The organism is Streptomyces montanisoli, from assembly GCF_017813245.1.
Classification (GTDB): Bacteria; Actinomycetota; Actinomycetes; order Streptomycetales; family Streptomycetaceae; genus Streptomyces; species Streptomyces montanisoli.
In genome coordinates this window covers 1-1972 of record NZ_JAGIQL010000343.1, presented here as the reverse complement: position 1 = coordinate 1972, position 1972 = coordinate 1, and the positions used below count along the sequence as shown (strand labels likewise).

Sequence of the window (1972 nt, the reverse complement as noted above, 5' to 3'; positions counted from 1 at the left end):
GCCCTGCCGGGCCGTGGCGGCCGTCGCCCCGCGCCGCGCGGTACCGGCGCCACGGCCCGGCAGGGCCGTCGGCCACTTGGCGAGCGCGGAGGCGGCCGCGTACCAGGCCACCAGGCCCGACACCGCGGCGAACCACCCGCCGGCCTTGCCGATGCCGCTCGTACCGGAGAACTCGGCCACCGCGAGCAGGATGAGCGCCACGCACAGCAGCCCGTACGCCCCCTGCACGAGCGCGCCCGCGCCCGTGGCCGCCAGAGTGAGCGTCAGGGCGAGCAGCGCCCACAGGGCGAGGAAGAGCCCGGCGGCGTGCGCCGAGGCGTGGTCGCCGAACGCGGTGCCCCACGTGAACCAGAACGCGCCGAGGCCGGCGAAGGCCGTGCCGGTGAGCGCGCCGCCCGACCTGAGCTCCATCAGCCCGGCGACGAACAGGGCGACTCCGCCCACGTAGAGGGCGAGTGTCACGGCGTCAGCCGCCGAGACGCCGGAGATGACCCCGGTGTGCCCGAGGCCGAAGGCGAGCAGGGTCAGTCCGAGTGCGAGATGGCCGAGGGCTGAGGTGGATGTGGATGGTGCGCTTCCCGCAGAGACGTCGTTGTCCACGGCGGGCTCCCTTCGCTGTGCGCTGTGGTGCTGTGTCCCAGCGCTCCTTATGTACCCTTCACATGGGCACAATTCACCTTTTGCGGCAAGGGATTTCACGTCGCGTACAGGATCGCTGACGTGCTGTCACACCACTGGGTCGCAGAGCAACCGCAGTTGATTGAGTGGCACTTGTGGGTGACCCGGCGCACGGACACACGAGACCGCGGCCCCCCGGGCCCACGGGCCCGGCGGCCGAAACGGGCCGGGACGGGCCGGGACGGGCCGGGACGCCGAACGGGGCGGCGAGCGCTACGGGATGACGACCACCGGCCGCCGCGCGCGGCGCGCGAGCCGCCCGGCGACCGAGCCGAAGATCCGGCCCACGAGGCCGTGGGTCGAGCCCACGACGATCGCGTCGGCCGAGTACTCCTGGCTGACTTCCTCCAGCTCGTGGCAGATGTCCCCGCCGCGCTCGACCAGGATCCAGGGCACCTCGGAGAGGTGTTCGGCGCAGGCGAGCTCCAGGCCGAGCACCTCGGTGCGATGGTCGGGCACGTCCACGAACACGGGGGGCTCGCACCCCGCCCAGACCGTCGTCGGGAGCCTGTTGGCCACATGGACGATGATCAGCGCGGAGCCGAGGCGCATGGCCATGCCGATGGCATAGGCGAGGGCTCGCTCGGTCGACGTCGAGCCGTCGAACCCGACCACCACTCCGTGGCGGAAGGCCGGGTCGCAGGCCGTGCTCGGCTGTTCCTCCGCCAGCAGTTCGGCCAGGGGGTCGGCCACCTGCTTGCGGTCAGCGGGTTCTGGGATGTCGTGACCGGCCATGGGTGTCTCGGCGAAGGAAGTCCTCGTGGGAAGGAACAACGGCGGCGAAGAAGGGCGGGGAGCGGTGTGTCCGGGAATCGTCTTTCCCGGTCCTTACCCCAAAGGTACGGCGTCACTCCTCTCCTGCCCAGGCTTCGGCATTCCACACGTGACGCCTCGCACACGGCTCGCGCGCGGCGTTGCAGGGAGCATGCACGAGCACGCCGCGCAACGCAATGCCCGATGGCCACTACAGCTGACCTGTGCCCCACGCGGGTGACGGCGTCGCGGCCCGGCCTCCGGCCCCGCGCCCGGCCCTGCGTCCGTCCCGTCCGCCCGGGGCCGGCCCGCCGTCCGCCCGGGGCCGGCCGGCCCGCCGTTCGCCCGTCGGGACGCACGGCCAGTGTCCGTACGGCCTCGCCGCTCGTTGGCCAGCGGTCACGCCGCCGCCTGGAAGGACCCACCGTGCCCGTATCCACGACGCGCCAGGCAGGCGCCGCCTCCACGGCCCGGGAGGCCGCCGGGTGCCGGCGTACTCAGGCCGGATCCGAGGGCCGTGCGCCCGGTGCCGCGCGGCCCT

General features: G+C 73.4%; 2 protein-coding genes. Both read right to left on the bottom strand.

The window, feature by feature from the left end; genetic code table 11:
* A partial coding sequence (locus JFN87_RS33025) for an acetate uptake transporter (RefSeq protein ID WP_209346186.1) occupies positions 1 to 600 on the bottom strand: 600 nt, incomplete at its 3' end.
* A 291-nt stretch (positions 601 to 891) separates the two neighbouring features.
* A complete protein-coding gene (locus JFN87_RS33020; RefSeq protein WP_209346184.1) occupies positions 892 to 1413 on the bottom strand; it encodes a universal stress protein in 522 nt (173 codons plus the stop codon).
* Positions 1414 to 1972: the final 559 nt, after the last annotated feature.